This window comes from Streptomyces sp. NBC_01549 (genome assembly GCF_026339955.1).
Taxonomy (GTDB): Bacteria; Actinomycetota; Actinomycetes; order Streptomycetales; family Streptomycetaceae; genus Streptomyces.
Map to the genome: position 1 here is coordinate 6,050 of NZ_JAPEPW010000009.1, position 23,140 is coordinate 29,189.

Genomic DNA, 23,140 nt, shown 5'->3' on the forward strand with positions numbered 1-23,140 from the left:
GGTAGAGGGGGTCAGGGCCGAACTGGCCAGCAGTCACGGCAAAGGCCGTTGCAGTACTCGTTCACACCGGAAGCCGCATCCATTGCGTCGCGACATACAGCTCTGTCAGCAGCTCCTTGGAGCGGGCGCTGACGAGGACATGATCGAGGAACGTACGGAAGGACTGGTCGTCCGTGCCCAGCAGCCCTTCCTGCGCCATCTTCCACCAGTGTGTGCCGATCGGCTCGCGCTCCACAGGGATCGTGGGCCCGGCCTCTCGAAGAGCCGTGTCGACCAGGCTGAGGGACAGAACGAGTTGGGCCTGGATGACACCGAGGTCGAGTGACCCGTCGAACATACGGAACTCCACGTGGTCCGGCCCGGAATCCCCGCCGAGCAGACCCTGGACGCCCGACAGGTTCAACGCGGGGTAGGAACCGTCGCCGCGGCTGTTGCCCGCCGCCAGCTCGGCTCCCGTAGCGGGCGGCCGACGGCCGACCACGTTCGGTACGGCGAAGCGCAGGCCACGGTGAGAGAAGCTGTGAGGATTCTGGGCCAGCCGGTAGATCACGTCCTCGTTCTCGGCGATGAGCGCGAGCAGCCTGTGGTGGGCGGCGACGCTGCCTGCGAAGTCCGCGACACCGACGTGGATGTGGCCGCCGCTCCGGCCGCCTGCAACACCCCCGTACTTGCGAATGACGCCCAGTACGATCGCGAGGTCGCGCCAGGTTTCGGCCGTGTCGTACAGGAGTGGCGAGATGATCTCTCCGCCCTCCACGGAGGCGTCGTTTTCCAGCCGCCAGGTGTTCGGGTCGTCGGAGTACCCGTCTTCCCGGCTGTGTGACTGCTTGAACTCATGGTCGCCGGTCAGAAACGCGTCGTGGAGAGCGAAGGCGATGGCCGCACGCGCTCTGTTCTGCTGCTCCGAGCTCATCATCAGAGGAAAATCGAATTCCACCTCCAGCCCGAACGGCCTCCCGAACCGCTTCGACCCCAGTCCGTCGGTCACCTCGTGCATCCGGGGCCGCACCCAGGGGCCGCCCTCCCGCGTGCGGTCGGTCGAGGCCTTACGGACGAGTTCGAACGCGGCCGAGTCGCGGCCGTACAGGGCGCCACCGGGCCGTCTGACTCGGGAGGCGTGCGTGGCGAGGGCGCGGGCCCGCCCGGAGGACAGGTGGAGGAATGAGAACTCCGGCTCGGTACCCACGCTGTACAGACGGCGCCGGTCGGCCAGCCGGTCGGCCTCCGGCCGAGAGCCCGGGCGAGTGTGCGCAGAAGGACCCGGACGTGTGGAGGGAACGGCCGGGACGGACGCGGGCGACGGGGCCGACCGAAGCGGACGCGGCACGTCCTGAGCGGGCTGGAACTCGCTCTCCGGAGTGAGCCAACCGAGACCACGCCACAGCGTCCTCTGCCTCATGTCGAACCGGACCAGGCCGGCCTGGTAGGGGTTCACCGATGAGTCGGCCGGCCAGTTGCCCTGGTCCGTGATGTAGTTCTCAAGGTGACCATTGAGGAAGCGCGCCCCGGTCAAGGTGTGTGGCGAGGCCGGCCCATAGTCAGGGCCCACCTTCCGCAACTCGTTCGGGTCCAGATTCCGCAACCTGTTCACGTCCGGAAGACTCTTGATGACCTGTTCCATGAAGACCGAGTGGGGTGGCGTGACGATCAGGTTGCCGCTCACGCCACCCCGCCCATAGGACAGGTCGACCGCGACCTCCTGGGCCTCCTGCCGGCTCAACCGTCTCGGCGGGTACGCAATCGACGCGGGCTCGAGTTCTACCCTGTCCAGGCTTGTTCCGAGTTTGCGCTCGTCCCGTAGCCAGGCCCCCAGAAGGGGCACGCCCGAAGGATCCATGTGGGGAAGCCGAGTGGGCAGGACCACGTTGCCCGGTGCTATGTCGACGTCCACGTACACACCGCCATGGCGGTGCAGTCCGGCGTAGCGGACCACGTCGGATGCCAGATGGTGGGCACGGATCCCCCGAGCGAAGTCGAACACCTCAGCCGCCTGACGCCAGCCGTGGAACAAGGGAGCGCTGCCGTCGACGATGTCGACGCTCACGTGGGGGTGGCGCAGCAGGACCTCGAAGAAGCGCGCGTTGCCGGCCCACCCGGCCTGGTCGGTCAGCAGGTGCATCCGCCAGCCTTCGGCCTCCGCGGTCGCCGCCCTCCAGCTTTCGATGTTTTCCTGGGCCGATGGCCGCAGCCGCCCGCCGAACCAGGCCATGAGCAGCCGGCTGGGTACCGGCTGCGGGTTGTCTCCGGGGCCGGCGAGAACCAGGGGCGCCGGGGTCGGCACCTCGATCAGCTCAGCGCTGATCCCCGCTCCGGCTTCTGACGGCGAACGCTCCCTGGAGGGCAGGGCGAGCTCGTTCAGGGCCAGAAGCCGACCGCCCGGCGTCTTCGCCAGTGCCTCGATGAGGGAGTCCTGCAACTTCCTGGCCGTGATGCGGACGGCGTGCGGAGAGCCGGCGATGGCGAGATACGGCGCGGCCAGCCCACGGCTCCTGTTCGTCACCGCGAGACGCGCGAGCCGGTTGGCCGCGCTGACGACGGTGTGCAGACCCGCCGCGCTGAGCTGCGGCTGATCCTCGGGTTCTGGGCCGACGACGAGCTCGACGATCCTGCGACGGCCGCCGGGTTGTGGCTGGCCGCTTCTCGTCGCCCCGGCTCTCTGGGGGCCGGTGGTGAAGCCGGCGCCTCCGCGGTACACGCCTGGTGGTGGCTGATGGGCTGCCCTCGGAACCCCGGCCGGCCCGCGCCCAGACGACCCAGCCGGCCCGCGCCCGGACAACCCGGTCCCCCCCGGGACGGGCGCGGCGACGGTGCGGGGCATCGTGAACGCCCTCACCACGCCAGGGCTCGGGCTCGGGGGTTCCGGCGCCGTGCCGCGCTCGTCAGGTGACGACGGCAGGGCCGGCCGCGTCGGGAAACCGGCGGCGGCCGACGTGCGTGGTCCGTCGAGTGCCTCCCGCGTGTCCCGCCCGGTCTCCGCGGTGGCAGCCCTGCCCCCGGTCCGCTGGTTCCCTTCCAGGGCGAACCCGTTGGTCCGCTGCTCCTGTCGGACCAGGCCTGCGTGCGCGGCGGTGGCCGGCCCGGCCAGTTCCCCGGACCGGGCAACGGGATCCACGCGTACAAGGGCACCGCCGTCGAGCATGACCAGTGCGGTGCCTTCGCTGTTCGGATCTCGGACCAGGTCCATCACCGCGGTGGCGCCGATGACCGGCGTGTCGTGGCCGAGTTGTGCCGCCAGACGTTGGATGAAGGAGGTAGGTATGAGGTCCTTGGCGGCCGAGTAACAGATCGCGGTGAAGACGGCGCCGGCCCCTCTCCACACCTCCTGGAAGCCGGGCCGCAGCAGCAGGCGGCCGAGTTGCTCGGGGCCCGTTCGGACGGTTTCGCCGCTCGTGGTGAGCAGTTCGACGTACGTGGGGGAGCCGGGCTCCGGGCTCCGGGCACCGTGGGCGAGGAAGGTGTACGCGCCGGTCGGCGCCGGTTGTCCGGCCAGGCCGTCGAGCACGTATCCGCCATCGGCCGCGCGCCGCGCCGTGTACACCCGTGACGTCGGTCCCAGCGCTGCCACCAGCGGACGGTAGGGGGCCGCGTGGCGGTCCGGCAGCGACACGTGGCCGACCACACGTCCCTGACCGTCGTGGATCGGGTGCGCGATCAGTTCGCTGAAGGGAACGGACCTGCCGTCCAGGGTCAGTATCCGCTCATCGGGATCGAGCGCCGTGTCATCCGTTCCACGCCCGCCCGTCAGAGGCTGGCGGAATTCGCGCGAAGCGGTTCCCGGCCCGGTCGCGGTGAACTCGGGCGCTTCCGTGCCCCGCTCCCCTCCGCGGGTGGACAGAGCGCGCGTGACCACCGACCGGGTGCCGTCGGATGACGGCCCGCGGGCGAGTGAGAGGCTTCGCGGGGAGGGCTCGTCAGATGTCGTGGCGCTGCTGCTCTCGCGGGAGGAATCCGCCCTGCCGGAGACTGCCATGCTCTCGGATGCGGGGACCAGACCGCCTCCGCCGGAGTTTGTGCGCCGGCCCTCAACGAGGTGGGGTACCGGTGGTGCCTCCGTGGTCCGCAGGACGGCGGTGCCGGCCACCCAGCGGGTGCCGTTCGGCCCGGTGACTCTCGCCAGCGCGACCGCACGGATCAGGTGGCCGGGCACGCCCCGCGCGGCGCCGGCCACCGGGGTGCCGAATCGCAGCATCTCGCGCCGCGGAACGGCATGGCTGTGGGTCACTCCGGTGGTGGTGCGCTGACCCGTCACCGGGACGGTGGGGCCGAGGCGGCCGGTTCCGTGCGAGGTCGGGGCACTGAAACCGAAGCCCAGCGCGGAGGTCGTGGTCAGGTCGCCCTGGGAGAAGGCGCCGTCGGTGGAGATCTCCACCCGGTCGATGGCGGTGTCCAGGCTCGCGGCCACGCTGCGTGGGCTGTACAGCGCCAGTTGGACCGAGGTCGCGCCGGTGCCGGGCTGCCCCAGGAAGGGCGCGGTCGCGGCCGGCGGCAGCAGGGTGACACGGCCGGTGGCGGCCAGCTGGTTGAGCCGGACCAGCATGCCCTCCGCCGAGGTGGAGGTGGGCAGCGTGTGCCTGCCGCCCAGTGCGGGGTCCACGGCCCGCAGCGCCTCGGCGAGTTGCGGCAGACCGTCGAAGTGGTGCAGAGCGAAGGGCCGGCGGGGAATCCAGGGCTCGGTGCTGAGCAGTCGGCGCAGGGCGAGTGGGATCTCCAGGTCGGCGACGGTCTCGCCGGGGCCGGGCACCGGTTCCCGGGACGGGTCGGCGGTGTAGACGGCCGGACTGACCAGAGGGTGTCCCCCGGCCGGAGGGGGGCCCTCGACCGGATCGGCGGGTGTCTCCGAGCCGTTGAAGCGGAGCACCGCCCGGGCCTCGACGGTGCCCGAGACGCGCTGGACGGGCCAGGGCAGCAGGTCGGCCCACCTCTCCACAGGGATGCGTACGCCCTCGGGGAGTCGGCCGAACGCCCGGCCTGCCAGATCCGTCAGGCCGGTACGGCGGCCGATCGCGTTCAGGGGTTCCGCCAGCAGCCAGGGGGCCGCGGCGGTCGGAACGTCTCGCATCGGGCGGGCGGAGACGGTCACCTCGTAACGGTAACGAATAAGGAACTCGGAGACGTCCATCATGCTGCGCTGCCAGGCGCGCCGCTCCCGCGTCGAGGTGGCGGTGTCGGCCGTGCCGGTCTGCCGGGTCGCGGACAGTGTGGGCCGGAGGCGGTAACCGTCGTACTGGAGCAGTGGCGAGAAGTCTGCCGTGCCGGCCGTCGTGCTGACGCGGGTCTGCCGGGTGCTGCCGGGTACGGGCAGCACCCCTCCGTCGCCGCTGCTGTGCCCCAGGACGTTGTCCAGGCCGGGATTGCCGAGAGCGCGCCGGCCCCGGACGGCTGTCAGGGACTCGGCCGGGCGGGCCCTCAGGGCGATTTCCACCACCATCGGCCCGAGCCAGGAGCGGTGTACGAAGTGGAACGCGGTGTGTCCGTCCGGACCCGCGTTGGTGAGGGTGCGCAGGCCCAGCGAGGAACCGTGTTCGTTGATCCGCGAGAGCACACCGGGCAGGTAGGTGGCCGTGCCGGGGACGGTGCTGCCGGGCGCGACCGTCTCCACCAGTTGCCGGATGGTCCGCTGGAACGCGGACCTGCCGTCCTCCGGGTGGACCTCCACCACGGATCCGAAGCCGATCTGCCCGCCGCTGTCCGTGAACGAGGACGGCAGCCGACGATCCGCCGCGGCCGCGGCCTGCGGGCGCGACACCCCCTCCAGGACGAACTCGGGGTGGTTGCCCTCGCCCAGGTCGTGGTCGGACAGCAGGAACTCGACGGCGTCCGGCACTTCGACGATTCGGGTTTCCTCGTACCCGGGTCCGCCCACCACCGTTGTGGCGACCACGTTACGCAGGCCCGCGCGCACCGTGACGCGGTAGACGGCGGTCGCGGCGAAGCGGTGCGCGGGGACGTCGTTCTCGCTGGTGACGCGGAACACGGCGGAGTTGTCGTGCACCGTCGTGCTGTCCGTGCCGGTACGGCGGAGCGCGAGGTGGCCGGACGGGGCGAAGGCGCGCCGGGAATCGCCGTAGTCCGCGGCCGCGGTGACGCCGAGGGCGTGCCCCCGGGTGGTGCTCCGGGTGTCCGCGGAGGCGTCGACCGACTGGATCCACCGCTCGTAGTCCATCACTCCGGGGCGGGGCAGCGCCCGTACGTCCTTCAGCCTGCCCTCGACTTCGACGATGACGTCGGTGCCGGCGAGCACTCCGGAGGTGCCGGCGCCCTCGACGACGTACGAGTCGTTGAACAGCCGGTGGGCGTTGGCGGTGAGGTGGTGCGGGGACAGGCCGGTTTCCACCACCTCCTGGGCCAGGCTCCGCGGGGCATCGACCCGCTCGCCGGTCGCCGCGCGGCCGATCGCGCCCAGGGTGCCGGCGGCGGCGTCGCCGGTCATCCGCAGGGCCCGGGAAGCCCCGTCCAGGCCGTGGGCCGGCCACCGGTGGGACGGGGCGGGGCCGCCGTGGTCCCCCACGGCCGGGTTGCCGCCGTCATCGCCGGGTCCTCGGTCCCGCGCGTGGTCACCGGTTTCCTGCTCCGGCCAGGCTCCCGGCATCCGCGCCAGTTCGACACCGTCGTCGGCGTGTGCGCTCCGGGCGGCGGCGGTGTCCCCGGCGGCCGGCTGGTGGGCGATGGCCTGCAGCATCGCGTGTACCGCGTCTCGCAGCTCCCGGCTGCCGCCGACACGGTCCGGCCAGGCCGTCTCCGGCAGCCGTAGGTCCGCCGGGCCGTCCGCGTCGGCTTCCGTGGGCGGTCGGACCGGGGGCGGGACGACCGCCTGCCGCTGCGCGGCCGGCTGCTCCAGGGTGCGGTACGTCGGCACCGCCAGGGTGACCTGTCCGTCGGCCCGCCCCGGTGCCATGGCCAGCCCGTCGCTGGAGGACAGCGACGTCCGGTAGGTGACCGGCAGGGTGTGCACCTGGACGCCGTCGGCGGTCGGGCTGAGGGCGTAGAACTCGTGGCCCGTGCCCGCGCTGGAGTTCGTGGCCACCGAGGTCTGGCGGCTGTGGGCGTACTCGGGAGTCAGGCCCTGGAGCCACAGGTTGCCGTGCGCGTCGAACGGGTTGGTCAGCGAGGCCTGCACGGTGCCGCTGACGGCCGACGGGACCCGGGTCAGCTGCTCGTCCCCCGCGATCGTCGAGCCGGAGTAGTTGAGCGTCTGCACGTGGGCCAGATGCAGATCGTGGGTGACGCCGCCCTCGGCGCGGTCCGTGAGATAGCGGCGCTCCACGGTGATCCGGAACGTCGCCCGGTGGACACCGGTAGCGGTGTCCACTTCGAACCGCGTGGGATGGCCGCCCGCCGTCATCTCGTCCAACCCGGCACGCAGCCCCATGCTGGAGCGCATCTGGTCCAGCTTGCGCAGGTTGTTCAGCCGCTGCAGGTGTACGGCGTCACCGGCCGGCGCCTGGTGCCAGGCCCCGGCCCGGTCCTGGCTCGGCGGCAGGAAACCGTGGTCGCGCAGCCAGGCCTCCACGCCGTCGAAGAGCGGACCGGTTCCCTCGACGGCCAGCGGGGTCACGGACACACCCACGTCCCGCAGGTGCAGGATCTCCGGGGGCAGATGGCGGGGCGTTTGCGGGGTGCCCGAGACGGTGGCGGCGGACGGCACGCGCAGGATCAGCGGATACCTGGTGCCCGGCGCGGCCAGCGGGGTGCCCTCGGCCGGGCCGCGCTCGGGGCCGCCGGGCCGGACCAGGGTGACCTGGTAGACCGCGTCCGCGTGGACCCGGAGCAACGGCCTCGCGGTCCGCAGGGCGCGCGAGGTACGGGCGCTGCCGCCGGACCCGAGGGTGTGCGTGGCCTGCCGCTGGACGGCTGCCTGCCCGGTCAGGGTGAAGCCGATCGGGTCCTTCCCGGTGGCCGGGTCCGGGCGGCCGGCCGCGAAGCCGGCACTGACGCCGAGGCCGATACCGGCCGCATGGGTGACCGCCGCGCCGCCCGACAGCCGGACCGAGCGCAGGACGTGCGACTCCAGTACGGAGTTGCGGGTGGGCGGTCCGGCGAGTGCACCCACGTCGGTGCGCTGAATGACATCCGCGTGCAGGCGCAGCATGCCGATGACCGAGCCGTCCTTGGCGAACAGGGTCGGCGAGGTGTGGTGGCCGCCGTACATCAGGGGCAGGTTGCCGCGCAGGCTGCCCTCGGCCAGGAACTGGCGCAGCTGGTCGAGGGACGGCTCGGAGAGGTCCGCCAGTTCGTCGGGGAAGGACCGCAGGACGTCGGAGAGGAACCTGTCGGCGTCCGGCACAGTCTCGGTCGCGAAGAGCGGGACCCGCTCCAGGAGGGTCTCCATCGGCGCCGGCCGCTGCTCGGGGTCCTCGCCGGTCAGCGTGACCGGGTCGGCCTCGTCCTCGACGAGGTGCTGGGGGAACCAGACGGTCAGCGGCGTGCCCGGGCCGTCGGTGAGCGGGTGCCACTGGTCGGGGAACGGGGAGCCGGTGCTCGCCTGAGCCAGCGAGGGGGTCGTACGCACATCCCAGTTCATGTCGTACGCGATCGGCCAGGAGCGCTCGCGGCTGCGCAACAGGACCATCGGCTGCACGGTCGCGCCGACGGTGACCGCGGTGGTGGTCTGGCCGTGGGTGAGGGTGAGTTGCGGAGTGAGCGTCACCCGCCGGTACAAGCCGGTGCCGGCGTGGGGCAGGGTGTGCGCGTAAGCCAGGCTCGCCGAACGCAGGTCGCCGACGGAATCGGTGGTGCCCGACTCGCTGATGCCGAAGACCCAGCGCTGCACGTTGACCGGCGGCCCGTCCGGCATCTCTTCGATCTGCGGGGACACGCGGCGCGGACCGGACAGGCCGAGCCGCAGGCTGATCTGGTACGTCCTGTCCCCGTGGGCCGCCCGCAGGGGCATGCCCTGTCCGCTGAGCAGACGCGCCCATTCGCTGCTGAGCAGGCGCGAGGTCAGCGTGTCCCGCACGGCACGGCGGAAGGCGGGGTCCTCTCCCCGGTCGCCTTCGACCTGCCGGATGACCTGCTCCTGGAGCCAGCCGACGGTGTCCTCGGGCACCGGGGTGATGTGCACCAGTCCCTGCGAACCGTCCCGGGTGGTACCGAACTCGGTGACAGAGCTGCTGAGCCGGTCCGGTCCGGGGCCGGCGACCTGTTCCCCGGCGACCTGTTCCCGTGCCGTGGTGACGGCCGGGGCGGTATCGGCCGGTGCGAGCCCGGCCGGGACGGGCTCCGTACGGCCGGTGCCTCCCTCCCCTTCGGCAGACTCGGCCCGGCCGGCTCCGGAACGGGCGGCCGCCGACAGCCCACCACCCTGTCCGGCCACGGGCTCCACCCGACCGGCCCCGGTGTCCGAGGCAGCGGTCTCCACGCCACGAGGCCCTGGGGCCTGTGCCGTGGTGACGGCCGGTGCGGGCTCGGCCGGGACGGGCTCCGTACGGCCGGTGCCTCCCTCCCCTTCGGCAGACTCGGCCCGGCCGGCTCCGGAACGGGCGGCCGCCGACAGCCCACCACCCTGTCCGGCCACAGGCTCCACCCGACCGGCCCCGGTGTCCGAGGCAGCGGTCTCCACACCATGAGGACCGGCGCCTGCCGCGCCGGCCTCCGCCGGACCGGTGCCCGGGTCCGAGGCGGGCCGGGGCGGGGAGAACAGGTGGGGCAGCGCCTGCTCCACGCCACCGGCCAGGGTGCCGTCGGGGTCCAGCGGGAGCATCCCGTACAGGCCGCCGGGTACCTCGATGCTCAGCGCCCGGCGGGCATCTCCCTCCGGTGTGACCAGCACGGTGACGTCGAACCGGTAGTGGCGGTACCTGCGGGTGGCCTCCCGGTTCGACTCGCGGGTCTCCCCCGCCTCGAACCCCTCCCGGTGTCCGGTGCCCACGCCGGCGTCCAGGGTCAGCCGGTCGTACACGCGGTCTCCGTCGGCGGTGCCGCCGGCCTCCGGGCCGATGGCGAGCGCCCCGCCGCGGGAGCCGCTGTGCTCGCTGCTGGAGGTGGCTCGGTCCTGCTGGTAGCGGCGGGCCTTGACGGCGACACCCTCGGCGGGACCGACCACCTCCGCCGCGGTCAGGTGGAACCCGACCGTGACGGTCCGTCCGCCGACCGGTACCCGGTAGCGGTGTTGCAGCAGCGAGGCGATGTTCGCACGCAGCATCGCGGTCGAGGTGTGGTGGTCGTAGCTCATGCCGGCGGCGGTCAGGGGGTCGATCCCGGGCACCTGCCAGGCACGGTCACGGGTCAGGTCGGGTACGCGTACCGGTTGGTGTGCCGCGGCCCTGGCCCACCGCTGGACGGCGTGGGCGGCCGACACGTCCCACGGGTGGAAGAACTCGGTCAGCGCCCTCAGCGCCTCGGGCACCGTCGGGGACGGGACCGGGGCCGGGTCCGTCCAACTCGGCCTCGGGGCGTCCGCCGGTGCGTCAGGCCGTGCCCGGGTGACGGCCGGTGGGACGGGCTGCTCGGTGGGGACCGTCAGATGCGAGGGGACCAGCAGCCGCACGTCACCGGTGACCTCTCGTCCGTCGCCGAGGCCGTCGTCCTGCCAGGTCCACACCCGGACCGGGTCCCACCGGAGGGCGGGGTCGCCGCCGCGTACCAGCGCCGCAGCGCGCTGGACCGACTCCCGCACGGCGTGCAGCGGCACGGACAGCGCCGCGGGCGGCTCGGTCGTCGCCCCCATCTCGATCCGGAAGGAGAGCCGGTGCTCGAACTCCTCAGACGTGTCGCGGGTGTTGGCCCGCGAGATGTCCAGGTTCTGCCGGTCCGTCTCGTGCGACCGTCCCCCGCCCATTCCGTAGGAGGCCTCGATTTCCACGCCGCCGTGACTGTCGTGGCCGCCTATCCGGGTGCGGACACCGAGGGCGCCGCCGGCGTGGAAGGAACGCTCGACACCGGCCTTGTCCTCGGTGACCGCCTCGGAGCGCAGGGTCAGCCTGATCTCGGCGCGCGGCCGGTGCGAGTGCGGTGCGGCGACGTCTGCGGTCACCCTGACCCACACGTAGCGGGTGGAGCCGAAGGAACCGCTGAGCGGGAACCAGCGTGAGACGCCGGTGCCGGTCAGGGCCGTGTACTGGGTCTGCAGCGCGTCCGAGGAGAAGGTCGCGCGCAGCGCCCGCAGCAGTTGCTCACGCGCCGGCCCGCTCCTCCCCGGGGCGCCGCGCTCGTCCAGTCGTTCCACGATGGTCTGCAGCACGTCGTCGGCGCGCAGCCGCTCCGGGTGGGCGGCGCCTCGCAGCGGGTGACCGGCCAGGTGGGCACGAGCCAGTGGCAGGACCGTGCCGTCCTGAACCGTGCCGTCCTGGACCATGCCGTCCTGAACCGTGCTGGGCGTCCGCGCCGGTGCGGCGGGCGGCGGCAGCAGATCCTCGAGGCGGCGTTCGGGTACCAGCAGTTCGAGGCCCCGCTCGACCCGCAGGTAGCGGACGGTCTCCTGACTGCTGCTGCCCTTCGACCGCCTCACGGTCACCTCGAAGACCGGGGACGCGTGGACGACGTGCGGTGTCGCCCGGTACGTGGCGCGGGTGATCTCGATCATGCCCCGCACCTGTTCCCGGTCGCGGCCCCACGCCCACTGCGCCCCGGCCTCGGCCAGTGCGACGGCCCGCAGCCCCGTGCCGGTCCCCTGGTGGTGTCCGGCGGCGGAGCCCTCCTGCCCCGCCGGTCCGTCCGTCACCGCCGCGCTCTCGTGGTGGGTGCCGCCGGCGAGGGCACCGACGGCGATCTGCGGGCCGACGCTCGCGGACAGGCCCGCATGCCATGCCTGCTTGTTCGCGCGGCCGTACCGGTCGGTCGACTGCGAGTACTGCTCGATCTCCGTCTCACCGGCGGTCGGTCCCAGGTCCCGCGCCGAGAAGGCGCGCAGGCGCAGCCGCACCGCGTACCGCCATCCGCCGCGCTCCAGCTCGGTCTCGTACCCGTGGGGGCCGGTCAAGGCACCGAGGCGCGCGGCGAGCGCCGACGGTCCGGTCAGCTCCAACAGCGGCTCGGGCCAGTTGCCGGGGTCCTCCGCCCAGTCGTCCGGCAGTCCGGCCAGCCGGGCGTAGCCCTCCGCCGCCAGCCGCGTCAGCTCCGGCATGACGACGAAGGCGGGGTACACGCCCCCGGTGCCGCCGCGGGCGAAGTCGACCTCAGGTGCGGTCTGTTGTACGGCGCGGTCGAGCCAGGAGTCTCCTACCGTGGCCCGGCCCACCTCGGCAAGCAGTCCCGTGTCGGCCGGCTGGGCGGGGACGTGCTGCCGGGGCACCACGATCTGCGCGACAAGGCCGGGCCGGTCGATCCACCAGCGCTCGGCACCGATGTGCCGGCCCGGCCGCTCCGGGCTCACCGCCAATTCCCACACCACGTCGTAGACGAACTCGGCGACCCTGCCCTCGGTCTCGGTACGGCGGTACACGGTGTTGGCCGCCGTGAACCGCTCCTCGCGGGACCGCTTGACCCCGCCCCGGACCGTCAGCCCGCCGAAGCGCAGCCGCGTCGAACCGCCGAGCGGCACCAGCGCCCCACCGCCGCCGCCGACCACCGCGCTCCACTCGGTGCCCCGCCGTCCGGTCACCGTGTCGGTGCGCGCGGCCCGGGCGTTGACCGTCATCGGGTATTCGGTGTCGCGCAGGCGGTCCAGGAGGATGGCCTTGACCGACAGACGGTAGCGCCGTCCACCCACGGTCACCGTGTGCCCGGTCTCGTGCAGCGGCAGGTTCGCCTCCAGGGCGGGCCTGCTGAAGTGCAGGCCGAGTTCGGCCTCCACCGCCGCCCACTCCGCGGGCCGCCGGGCGGCTCGCGGGGCCGCCCGCCTCAGCGCCCAGCTCAGGTGGTCCTGGACCATCTCCGAGCCCGGCATGGCCAGGGCCATCGCGAAGCCCAGGCCGCGGCGCGCGGCCAGCGCCCACGGCTCCGCCGGGTGCGGTGCGCCCCGAGGGGCGGCCAGCCGCTCAGGACGCTCCATCGCCCGTACGGGCTCGGTGCCGGACTCCCGCAGCAGGGCCCGCACGTGCGGATGGGTGGAGACCGGGCCGGGCAGGACCGTCGGCCTCTCCGGCAGAAGTGCCGGGGTGCGTACCGCGCCGAGCACACGCTCCTCGAGTTGCCGCGCGCCCTGCCCGTCGCGCCACGGCACCCCGATCTCCGCCTCGACCTCTTCGGTCACCGGATCGATTGCCCAGGTGCGGGACTTCACCTCCACCGTGAACCGCAGCCGGACCCGGTACCTGGCCTGGTCGTCCGCGGAATTGAGCACGGTGTGACCGAGGTTCTGCGCGGTGACCGCCAGTCCGCTGCGGGTACCGCGGTCGACCCCGACGCCGAGCAGGGGCAACAAGCCCTTGCTCCCCGTGCCGGTGCCGTCGGCCGTCGGCAGTGTGAAGCCGTACGAGTTGAAGCCGAGGGAGATCCCGGCCGAACTGCCGCCCGCGTGCCCCAGGCCCCGCGCCGTGCCGCGCCCGAGGTCCTCACGGATCTGGACACCCTCGCTGACCCCGGCGAACTCCAGGCTCTCGATGTCGGCTCGTATGGTGAGACGACCGCCGAACGACCCGCCCGCGGTTCTCCGCACCCGGATCATGCCCGAGATGTCACCGTTGGTCAGCCACCACCGGCTACGGGTACGTGCGGTCCGCTCGTTGAGCAGTTCCCCCGCCTGGGTCATGAACCGCTCCACCGTCGCGGCGTCCAGCCTAATCCCCAGCAGCCTGCGGTGAAGGGCCGCCACGAGCGGGGCGAGGTCCACGGCGTTGAGCACGAGCGGATCGGGCCCCGGCCGTGCCTCACCGGACAGGGGTTCGACGGCAGCCGCGGCCATGGCGGGACGCGGCGCGTCGGCCCCGGTGTACTCACGCGGGATCTCCACCCGAAGGCCGCGGTCGAGAACGGCGTCGGACGCGTGCTCGACACCGACACCGTCCACGAAGACCCGCACCCGCACACCGGCCGAGAAGCGCTGGTTGGCACTGCTGAACAGGGTCCGCCCGGAGATGACGTTGCGCCGCAGGGTCCCGCTGCTCGTGCTGGTGGCCTCCGCCCGCAGCTGCGGCATGCCGAGAATCACCGAGGAAACCACCGCCGAGGCGGTGTTGAGGCCGAGCAGCAGGGCGGAGTCGGCGGCGAGGGACCGCTCGCGGGTGCGTTCCCCGCCGGCGGCGGTCGTCGCGAACCGGACGTTGTACTCGCGCACGGCCTGCTCTGTCTCCTCGGTGACGGGGCGCAGGTCGGCGAGGGCCGGGCGCAGCCATACCAGCCGGCCGTGGGCGGCCAGCGTCACGCCGTACGCCAGCAGGTCCTCCCAGGCGTGGCGTTCTGTGGTGGCCAGCATCGTGTGCAGCGCGCGCTCGACGTCGTGGGCGAGTTCCCGGTGCGGCAGTGCCGTGGCGACCTGCCGGGCCCAGTCGCGCACGGCGTCGTCGTCGAAGGTACCCGTACCGGTCACCGACGCGTGACCTTGCAGTCCGTGGTCCAGGTACCAGGGGTGCTCGGGCCGGGGCGGTACGGCTTCGGGAGTGTCGGGGAGCCGGTCGGGCGCGGACTCAGAAGTACCGGGAAGCCCGTCGAGCACGGACTCAGAAGTACCGGGAAGCCCGTCGAGCACGGACTCAGAAGTACCGGGAAGCCCGTCGAGCACGGACTCAGAAGTACCGGGAAGCCCGTCGAGCACGGGCTCGGGTCGTGGCTGTGCGTCGGGCTCTGTCTCGGGCTCGGGCCGAGGGTTCGGGTCGGCGCGGTGGGTGTCGTCGCCGGCCGGGCTCTGGGTGTCTTCCACCGGGCGTGGCGCGGGGGCGGGGCGGGGGATGAAGTCCACGCGGTGCGGATCAGCGGTGGCCAGGTCGACCTGCTGTGGCGTCTCCGCGACACGCTCCGGCCCCTCGACAGCCTCCCGGCGGGCGGCCGACTGCTCCTGCTCCGCCTGCGGCGCGTTCTCCCCTTCCTCACCGGGAGCGGCAATGACATTCGGATCTTCCTGCGGCGCCTGATCCGCAGCCGACCCGACGGCCTCCCGACCGGTGCCGTCGGCCGATATGGCCGGGTCGGCCGACGCGAGGATCATTAGGGCGTCCAGGCTGGGGCCGGGTGCCGGCAGGCGCAGCTCCAGCAGGGCCTGGTCCAGCCCGTCGCCGATCAGGGCGTCCAGACTGGGGCCGGGTGCCTGCGGGCGCGGCTCCAGCAGGGCCTGGTCCAGCAGGGCCTGCCGGAGCCGCGCCGTGTCCGGGTTCGACCCGGTGGGCCGCGGTTCCCGGAGTGCCCGGCTGCCGTCGCCGGCAGCCGGGCCGTCGACCACGTGGGTCTCACCGGTGACCGAAGGCCGGCGGAGGGCGGTGTGACCGGCGGGGGCCGAGACGCGACCGACCAGACGGCCCCCGTTGCCGCGAAGGGACCGAACGGGCTCATGGGTGACGCCCCTTCCCCCGTCGTCCTCGGTCCGCGGCTGCCCGTTCGGTGCGAGTGCCGCCAGACCCGGGCGCGGGCCGCGGTCTTCGACCGCTCCGGCCCTGCTCGACCGGCCTCGCTCGCCTCCGCGGGAGAACCAAGCGCGCTCGGCACCAGGCTGTGGTCCGGAAGCAGGGGGACTGGACGGGTGGGACGTGGTGATGTCGTCGACGGGGAGCGGAGGGTGAGGTTCCGGGGCGGCGGGGAGGGCGGGACCCCAAAACAGGCTGTGTTCGAAGTCGTTGAGCGTGTGATGCGCATGAGCAGGGTCATGGGTGTAGGAGCGGGCGCCATGCAAAAGGTCCCAATAGTCCCGTGCCCCAAGGCTTTCGGTGGGCCGCATCCGAGCCTCTGCGGCCGACTTGCGCAGGCGTGCCAGATCCGAGAGGTGGAGCCGCAGACTCTGTTGCTCCGGGTCGTTCAGCCGCATGCGTTCCACAGCCCAGGCGCCCTCCAGCAGGAGGGGGTAATCCGCCCGGTCCTCCACCGCCGCGGTGAACACATGGCGCAGGAACCGCACCAGCGCCAGCAGGGTCTCCGGGGTGGGCCGGGCCCCGCCCTGGCGCCTCTGGAGCTCCCCGGCCAGCTCCGCGAGCCGGTCCGAAGTCGGCAACGGCCGGAACTCGACCATACGGGCCGTGTCGCCGCCCGAAACCCCGAAGGGTTCGGACATCGTGTCGGGAAGGACATTGCCCTTCCCGTTGGGTGCGTAGACCGCGTCGTACAGGTCGCTGACCTGATCCACCAGTTGCTGGGCGGGAGGATCATCCCACAGCGGGTCGGCATCGGCTGGTATCGCGCCGGATTTGCAGGCGGTGAGGGCCATGGTTCGCCGGAACGGGGGGCGGCCGGGCTCGGCGGCGGGACGGGGCCGACTGAAGCTCGGCCTGCGCCGCAATACCTGCGCCAACTCTGCCGCAGTCGCCCTCACCATTCCCGCACCGGTCGGCACTCTGAATGTCGCATCATTGCCGTGCAGGTCGAGCCAGTAGGAGGGCCTTTCGGCAGCCGACCAGGGCACCGACAGCATCCGTACGCCGTTCGGAGGCAGGTACCTGCCGTCGGAGGTAATGTCTTCTGGATATCTGAGCCGATACCGCGTTATCTCGGCCAGACTGCGCAGCGAGCTGGCCTCTTGGCCAGGCCGTTCGGCGTCAGAAAGAAATGATCGGCCGAACGGAGTGCCCTGCCAGTCCACGAGCGGGAACGACTGGTAGGTCACCCCTCCTGGCCGCCGGCTCACGTAACCCGCGGGCAGGTCGCCGGGGCGGGAGCGCACCCACACACCCGGTGAACGTCGAGAGCGCTCGTCCTCGTGTGGTCTCATCACGAGGACGTTCCCGTCCAGCTGAGACGTGAACGAGAGTTCCTCGGTATAGGCCCACACGTCACGCCCGGTCCGGTCGGCGACCAGGCGGGGCAGTTCGAGGTCCCCATCGCCCATGTGACTCGCGGCAAGGACGATTTCTGTGGCTTCGCGCCCGGACCGGACGAGATCCGCAGACAGCAGGTTGGCGAACTCCTCGTGACTGAGTGCGAGCCAACGGTTGGCGGCACTGCTCCAGACCGCCACAGTCCTGCTGCTATCCATATAGACTGCTCGGACGCTGTACGGGACTCTCCCGGGCCCGTGCCACGGCGCCTTGACCAGCGAGTCCGCAGCCTGATCTCGTGACCTAAGCGGGTCGGGGGCCATGACGGCATCGGTCCGCAACGGCCGGGCGACGTCCATGTCACTGCTCTTGTAGGTCCAGTCACGGCCCGGATTACCGTGGGCGTCAAAGGACTGACTGACATCCTGCAGCAACGCCGACTCAGCGTGATATGCGCGCAGTTGCTGAGCGGAGCCGGCCCGCGTGTCCCGCACGGCCACCTCGACCAGCCAAGGCAGAGCGCTGTCATCCAGGTCCGCGGAATCGGCCAGGTGCAGCACATACCGGATCATCGCGTCGGGACTGTGGATGCCCAGTTCCCTGCCGTCCTGGTCCAGCAGACCACGCACCAGGGCCTCGGGAGAGATACCAGGACGCGGCGCGAAGGGCATGGGCATGGGCACGGCCCGCGGTCCGGGTGCAGGCGTCGGCCTGATGTCCGTGCGCGGCCGCCGGAAGCCCGGCGACAGGCCTCCGACGCGGCCGGATCGGCTGATCGCGGTGGGGCTACCGTCATCCATTCTGTCGGCGCGGGTGAAGTACCGGCCGTGAACATGTGGCAGGCCGTCCGCCTGGACACCGTCGATGTCCCGTGTCGGCGTGGCGGACGAACGGGAGGATGCGGCGCTGTTCTCGTGGACCGTGGTATCGGACCGCGGGGTCGGTGTCGGGGTCTGACGGGAGTCGGGGGTGAGGGAGTCGGCCGGCCGATCCGTCCTGCGGCCGGACCCTCGATCCTCACGCGACGTCAGAACCTCGTGGTCCGACGCCGTGTCCATCGTCGCGTCGGGGCGCGGACCGACCGCCCCGTCCCGGGCGTGCGGCGCGGACGCGGGCTGCGAGACGTCGGGCGCCGGCGCCTCCCCGTCCCGGGGGGAGGCGTCGGGCGCCGGGCTGAGTCCGGTGCTGTCGCCGGGTTCGTCGAAACGCTCGGTGGCGGCGTCGCGGCGGAACCGCCCGCCCTCGGTGGCCTCGTGGCTGAGCCAGTCGCCGGTGTCGAGCCCCTTCGGGCCGAAGTTCGCGTGGAAGGACTCGAACCAGTCGCGACGGGTCATGTCCGCGATGCGGTCCCATTCCTCGTCCTGCGCACCGCGGCCTGCCGCCGCTTCGCGAGTGCCCTGGGCCCACCGGCCCAGGCCGTCGGTGGCGTCGGCCTCGAAGGCCAGGTGACCTTCCAGCCCGTCACCGAGGTGGCGGCGTAGCTCCCGCCATGCGTGCACAGCCGCCGCGTCCACCTCGCCGGGCGGCGGCGTGTGGGGCGGCCCCCCGGGCTCCGCGGTGTCCCGGGACGGCGCCGCGGCGGTGAACCTGCCGAAGCGCTCGTCGAACAGGGAGGTGACACGGTCGACGTGCCCGTCGGTGAAGCGTTCCGCCGCGTCCTGCGCGATTCCCGGCGCTCGCGCGGCCAGGATCTGCGCCGCCTCGTACCGGGCGGCGCCCTCCTCCGCCCGGCGGGCCACCGCGGCCGCCAGGCGGCGCTCCACGTTCGCCGACGAGGTGAGGTCATCGATGATCCGCCGTCCTCCGTCAGGGTCCCGGTCGGGAAGCCGGGCCCAGTCGTCCAGACGGGCGTGCATCTCGGTGCCGAGGCCCTCCGCGGCGCTCCTCTGCGCCGCCACGTCGGCCTGCCGCAGGTCCAGCACGAATTCCCGACGGAAGACGTCGCCCGCCTCGCCCGGCCCGTCCAGTGCCGTCCGCCACCGTTCGGTACCCGCCGTCCTCCGCACGGCGTCGATCGCCTCATGGGCGGCGGCTTCCTTGGCGGCCTGCAGTTCGACGCGGTCGGACAACTCCCGCAGCCTTGCCGCACGCACCTCCTCCCAGCGGCGGTCGGCCTCGGCCTGCCCGGCGCCGGAGCGCCGCGGGGAATCGAGATCGCCGCGGATCTCGGCGAGATCCCGGTCGACTTCGGTCAGCCACTCATTCCGCAGCCGCTCGCGGCCGCTCTCCGACAGTTCCCGGACGCGGTCTCCGCCCGTCGCCCGATCCGGGCCCGCGGCGCGCGCTCCGGCCCGGTCGGCGATCGTGTCGAACTCACCGGCGGCGGTGTGCCGGACCCGCTCATCGGCCTCCGTCCGCTCGAACAGCCTCGTGACCCGGGAACGCAGTCCCCGGTCCATCAGCTCGGCCACCGCACGCCCGGCCCCACGGATCAGTGGCTCCGGCCCCGAGGCCAGCGAGGAGGGGGTGAGGAGCCGCCCCATCTCCGTTCGCACCGAGCGCTCCACAGCCCGCTCGGCCTCCTCCAGCAGCCGTTCGGCGCGTGTCCCCGCCTGGACCGGCACGCCGCCTTCGCCGTCTCCCGGGGGACGATCGGTCAGCAGCAGGCGATCGGCGCCGGACCGGGGCCCTGGCCCGGATCCCGGACGTGGCTCCGCCCAGCCGTCCAGCCACTGCCGCCGCTCCGGGGGAAGCGCCGCCCGCCACTGCTCGAACGCCGTGCGAACGGCAAGTGACGCCTGCTCCACTCCGTGCTCGGTGACCCATTGCCGGTCCAGGAAGTCCCGCAGTCCCGGCCAGCTGTCGAACCCGCCGTCTCCCCCGTCGTCCAGCTGCTGCCGAAGCCGTTGCTCGGCGGCCTCGTAGGCCTTGGCCACCGCCGGCCCGTACCGCTCGTGCGGGAGCGGGTTCTGCGCTGGTGCCGCGCCGTCACCGGGCCTCTCCTGCGCCGTCGCGGGGGTAACACCGTCCAGGTTCGGACGGGGTGCGGAACCGTCGGTGGTGTGCGGGAGCGCCGACGCCTCTCCCCCTCGGTCCCCCTCCGCCGTCGTCTCCGCCGAAGTCTCCGCCGACGCCTCTCCCCCTCGGTCCCCCTCCGCCGTCGTCTCCGCCGACGGACCGCGGCCCAGCCGGTCGGCGGCCCACCGCTCGAATCCGGCGTCCAGGTGATCGTGCCGCGCGGCGTCCAGCTGTGCCTGCGCCAGCTCGACCTCTCGCTCTCCGGCGATCCGTGACTGCTCGTCGAACCACTGCTCCGCGTGCGACGCGGCCCGCTCCGACGCCGAGTGAGCCGGGGAGAAATACCGCTGTGTCCCCTCCGGCGCGGGAAGCGACGGGCCGAGGTTGCGGTGCAGGTCCCGCAGGAACTGCCGTGCATTCGTGCGGACTTGATCCGCGGCCGGCCCGGTGCCAGGGCCGTGCCCCTGCGCGAGCACCTGTCGCTCGACCCATTCCTCCTGTTCCCGGCGGGTCAACCGCCGCAGCGGCGCGTCGGCACCGGCGTCATGAGACGACGGCGCGGCGTCCCCCTGGCGGTCCCTTTCCTTCACGAGACGATCCACCAGCGATTCCACCGCCGACCGGCCGTGCTCACCCGGCGCGGGCTCTGCGGCCGACCCCGCGTGAGGACCGCCCGCCGACGCCGACGCAGACGCCGTCGCCGTCGCCGTCGCCGGGATGGGAGCCTCGGTGCGGGGCGAGGACGAGGACGCGAACGGCTCGGCCGGGCCGGCTTCCGGGCCGGCTTCCGGGCCGGCTTCCGGGCCGGCACCCCGGACCGCCGACGACCCCCCCGCCGGAACAACCCCGTCGGTGCCCCGGACCGCACCGGCATCAGCGCGGGCAGGAGTGGACCCGGAGTCAGCGGCGGGGCCGGCCGCAGTGGCGGCTGTCTGGGGGACGGCGCGCTGGGTGTCCACCGGGACGGCCGACTCTCGACGCCCGACGCCCGGCCCAGCCCCATCTGCGGTTCTGGTGGGGCCCGGTGCGGTCCTGCCGGGCTCCGCACCGACCGCGCCCCCACCGCCCGCCGCGACGGAATCGCGGGCCGGGACACCGGCGACCGTGGCTGTGGTCTCCGGACCAGGGCCTGGCGCCGCGCCGGTGCGGATGCCCTCCGCCGGCGCGGGACCAGGGCCTGGCGCCGCGCCGGTGGGAATGCCCTCCGCCGGCGCGGCGGGTCCGGTGAGAACTGTCGGAACGGAGCCCGCCGCGCCGCCCCCGCCACGGACCTGACCGGCGCCCGTGACGGCGACACCTTCCCCACGACCCCCGCCACGGACCTGACCAGCCCCCGCGACGGTGTTCGAGGTTTCGGTGCGCGGGCTGTCCGCGGCGGCCGGCGGCGCGGAGCCGGCACCGGCGGCGCGGGCCGGTACGGCAGCAGCGTGGCCGTCCGGAGTGTTTCCGGCTGCGGCTGCGGTGCCGACGCCCGTGCCGGCTCCGACACCCGTGCCGGTAACTCCGACACCCGTGCCCGTGCCGGCTCCGACACCCGTGCCGGTAACTCCGACACCCGTGCCCGTGCCGGCTCCGACACCCGTGCCGGTAACTCCGACGCCCGTGCCGACGCCCGCGCCGGTGGCGGTTCCGGCGAGGGAGTTGCCGGTGTTCTGCGTATTGTGCAGGACGGTGTCGAAGCCCGGGAGTCCGCCAGGGGCATGGCCGTTCCCGGCAACGCCGGCCGTCGTGGCCGGGACCGGGCCGGATCCGGTGACACTCCCCGCGCCCTCTCCGCCCACGGGCCGGGCTCCGGAAACCGGGACCGTTCCCGCCGCCTCCGCCAACCCGCTCGGGGCGGCCCCGCTCGGGGCGGCCCCGCTCGATCCCGTCCCTGCCGTACCGGACACGTCGTTGGCCGGCGAGGTTGGGGAGAACGGCGCGACGCCAGTCGTCGTTGCGGGAGCTCCGTCCCTTCCGGTCCCTGCGGGATATCCCGGGACCTCCGTGGCGGTGACGGCGGTTCCGCCCTTCTCACCCGGGCCGCCGGCCTCCGACGCCGCGGGCATACCGGGCATGTCGGGGATGCTGATCTCCTCGACGGCCCCGCCGTGCCTGCCCAGACGCGCGCCGGCCATCCCGCCGACCATCCCGGAAAGGAACCCCGCCGCCCCGCTCGCGCTGTCCCCGTACACCGCGTTACTGATCTCCGTCGCCAGATACCCCGCGGGTCCCCACACCGCGGCCTGGCCCAACGGCGTGTCCACGAAGGCACGGCCACTGCCGCCGGCTCGCCCGAGCCCACCCAGTTTGCCCCCGAGCCCCTTCACCACCCCGGCCCCCGCCGCATCCACCACCTCGGTGGACCTCAGCGAGCCCGGCACCCCCCGCACCCCGGTGGCGCGGACGGAATTCTTCACCGCCCCCCACACCCCGGCCGCGTCCGCGGACCGGGACACGTCCTTGCCCACATCACCCGCGACGGCCACGAACGGATCAGCCTTGCCGAGATCCTTCACCACCCCTCGCGTCGGAGCCAGCGCGGCATGGAACACCCCGGCCAGACCGCCGCCCACAAAACCCATGACCGCGCCGCTGGCAACCGAGTTCCAATTGAATTCCGTCCGGTCCCCCGCGGCCATCTGCCCCAGCTGGACCAGCCCGCCCAGACCCACCTCGAACCCGGCACCTATCGCCCCGAACTTCAGCCCGGTGCCAGCGGCCGTCCGCATCAGCGGAACGATTCGCGACCACGCCGCCGCCATGCGCTCGACAGCCACACCCAGCACATCACGAAGCGCGGCCAGCAGCCCCCGCTCCAACGCCAGGAACAGCAGGCGCATCACCGCACGGGCCGCACCCACCACTGCCGGAATCAGGTACGGAGCCCAGAACGCCAGCTCGATGAGCTGTTCCGCCAGCCAGATCTCCGTCACGATGATCATGATCTTGGCGTACTGGACCTCCACCGCCGTGTGCTGCAGCAGCTCCCCCACGCCCCGCGCCGACGCCGCCAGATCCGGCAGACTGTTATGCAACGCGGCCAGATACTCCGCCATCGCATCACCCTGCGGACCGGTGGCGCTCTCCCTCACCCGCCTCACCACACCGGGCAACGCCCCGGCCGCCTCTTCCACCAGGTCGGCGGCCTGGTCGTGCGCCTCCGCCAAGCTCGAGAGAGCCCCCTCATCGGACGTGGGAAACCGGCCACCCGACGCAATCATCGCCACCCAGTCCAACGCAGCCGGCTGCCTGATCGTCCTGATGACCCATCACCCCCTCAACACCACCGCACACAGCCAGGAGCAGGGCCTCTTGTTTCTTTTCCCGTGCTCTCGGGCCGACTGATCACATTGTCCGGACAAAGCGGATCTACACAAAGATCGCGCCATTCACGGCAGTCATGGCGAATGTTTCACCGTGCCAGCCGT

1 protein-coding gene is annotated in these 23,140 nt (G+C 72.9%); it reads right to left on the reverse strand.

The features are described 5' to 3' along the window. Positions 1-61: 61 nt before the first annotated feature. Complete coding sequence (locus OG819_RS57850) at positions 62-22,879, reverse strand: glycosyltransferase (protein WP_266658263.1); 22,818 nt, start codon at positions 22,877-22,879, stop codon at positions 62-64. Positions 22,880-23,140: the final 261 nt, after the last annotated feature.